The sequence below is a fragment of the uncultured Aquincola sp. genome (assembly GCF_964001545.1).
Taxonomy (GTDB): domain Bacteria; phylum Pseudomonadota; class Gammaproteobacteria; order Burkholderiales; family Burkholderiaceae_C; genus Aquincola.
In genome coordinates this window covers 1-2,367 of the sequence record NZ_CAXFDV010000519.1, presented here as the reverse complement: position 1 = coordinate 2,367, position 2,367 = coordinate 1, and the positions used below count along the sequence as shown (strand labels likewise).

The 2,367-nt window shown below is 69.7% G+C and carries 1 protein-coding gene; it reads right to left on the bottom strand.

The annotated features are described in order from the left end of the window. Positions 1-2,367: AAA family ATPase (locus ABNT58_RS17630; protein ID WP_348754748.1), on the bottom strand; the 2,367-nt coding region annotated here is incomplete at both ends.

The window sequence follows — 2,367 nt, the reverse complement described above, 5'->3', positions numbered from 1 at the left end:
GCCGGGTCGGCGCCTTTGGCCAGCAGCGCCTGCACCAGCGCGGCGTTGCCGGTCGTCGCGGCCAGCATCAGCGGCGTGGCCCCCACCGGCGTGGCGTGGTCGGGGCCGTGCACATCGGCCGCACGCAGGATGTCCTTGAAGTTCTTGGCCTGGTAGGGCTGCAGATGGCGCTGCTGCACGGCGGCCAGCGTTCGGCGCACCAGTTGCTGCTGGGCCAGCCAAGGCCCCTGGATGCCACGGCTTGAAGCCAGCGAGGTGCCTGCCCCCACGAATTCGCGGTCATCCATCAGCCCGCGCGCGGGTGCAAAGCCGGCCTCCCCCAGCTGCTGCAGCCACTCATGCTGGCCATGCCACAAGGCGTAGTCGAACAAGGTTTGCCGTGGCTTGCTGCTGGGGTTGCGCGGGTCCAGCGCCTTGGGCGCCAGCGCTTCGATCAGCTCGCGGCTCCAGGCTGTCCAGGGCACCGGCTGGTGCTGCAGGAAGGCATCACGGATCGCCTGCGCCTGCTCGGCCTTGCCCTGCAGCTCCAGCCGCCGCGCTTCCTGGGCCCATTCGTCCTGGGTCGACTTGGCCACCGGCTGGGCCTGCGCCTCGCCCAGCTGCAGCCCCAGCAAGCCCAGCAGCGGGTGGCCGGTGTCCTGCTCCACCAGCGTCAGCGTCTCCACCGCGCGGGTCATCGCCACATACAAGGCATTGACCTGGAACTTGTACAGCTCCAGCGACTTGTCGGCCTTGTCGCGGGCGCGCCGGTAGTCCAGCTCCTCGCCCTGCAGATCGGCCGGGCTGACGCCTTCACACACCTCGGCATAGGCCTGGCGCTGGCTGCTCACCAGCTTGAACAGCAGCACATGCGGGTACTCCAGGCCCTTGGCTTCATGCACGCTGAACACCAGCGGCGTGCGCAAGACCTGGCGCGCAGCCGCCTTGTCCTCGTCGCGCAGCACGATGACGGCGTGCCGTGCCGACTGCCGGGTGGCCGCATCCAGCTGCGCCAGCGTCTTGTCGCGGGCGTCCAGCAGCCGCACCTCACCCGCCACGGGCGAGGTGGCGCGCACCAGGAAGTTGCTCTCGCGGTCCACCGAGCCGAAGCGCGCCTGCTTGATCTTCAGCAGCCGGTTGGCCAGTGTGGTCACGGCGCGGGTGTTGCGGAAGTTGGCCTGCAGCAGCTTCAGCGGCTGCCGCTGGGCGGCGTCACCGGCCAGGCCCTGCCAGAACAGGCTCTTCAGCGCCGCCCAGCTGAAGAAGTTGGGATGCACGATCTGGTGGCTGTCGCCGCACAGGATGAACTGGCCCGGCGCCTTCAGCATCGCCAGCACCAGCGACAGCTGCACCGGCGTCAGGTCCTGCACTTCGTCGATGACGATGAAGTCGTAGCCGGGCGGCTGCTGCTCGACGATCTGGGTGCGCCACTCATGCGCCACCAGGTTGCTGTCGTGCAGCCCCGACTCGGCCAGCCAGGCGCGGTAGCGCTGGAAGAGGCCGTGCGCCAGCTCGCGCTGCGCGGTGCTCAGCAGGCTTTGCCGCGTGCCCAAAGCCAGGTAATCGGCCAGCGACAGCGGGCCGGCAGGCTGCGCCCCGATGACGCCGCGGAACTCTTCGAACAGCGCCTGCGCGTCCAGCTCGCCCAGCAGCCGCAGCGTCTGGCGGTGGCGTTCGCACCAGGCCGCGAACATCGGCAGCGTGACTTCGCGGCCGGGCGGCACACGCCAGGTTTCCAGCAGCTCGCGGTAGCTGAGGAAATCGACCTCCTGCTTCGGGTTCTCGAAGCCCAGCGCGGCATGCAGCGCGCGGGCGCTTTGCGCCAGGTAGGCCGACAAGGTGACGTACAGCACCCGTCCCTCGGCCTCGCGCAGCCGCGCCAGCGTGACGGCGGTCTTGCCCGAGCCCGCCGACCCGATGACCACCAGCGGTGCCGGCTGGCGGTAGGCCTCGTCCTGCGCTTCGTCGAACACGATGGGCTTGTCCAGCAGCTCAAACTGCGTGCGGCCGGGGCCCAGCCAGCGCAGCGGCGCGGCCTCGGCGGCCAGCGTGGGCGCCTTGGCCTCAGCCGCGGGTTCACGCTCGATGCGCGCCTCGTCCACCGCAGCGCCGCGCAGGAAGCGCGAGCGCTCATAGGCATGGTTCTCGATCACTTCCAGCGCCAGGCACACGGTTTCGGTGCCGCCTTCTTCGGGCGGCCGGTCGATGCGCGCGAACTGCAGCAGCAGGCGGTTGGCGTAGTCGAGCTTGGCGCGGTAGTAGGGCCCGGCGTTCAGCTTCTTGACGTCGGCGCTGCGGAAGTCGCCGGCCTCGATGGCGGCCTTGACCTTGTCGAAGGCAGGCTTGACGCGACGCAGGTTCAGGTCTTTGTATTGCAGCAGGCGCATG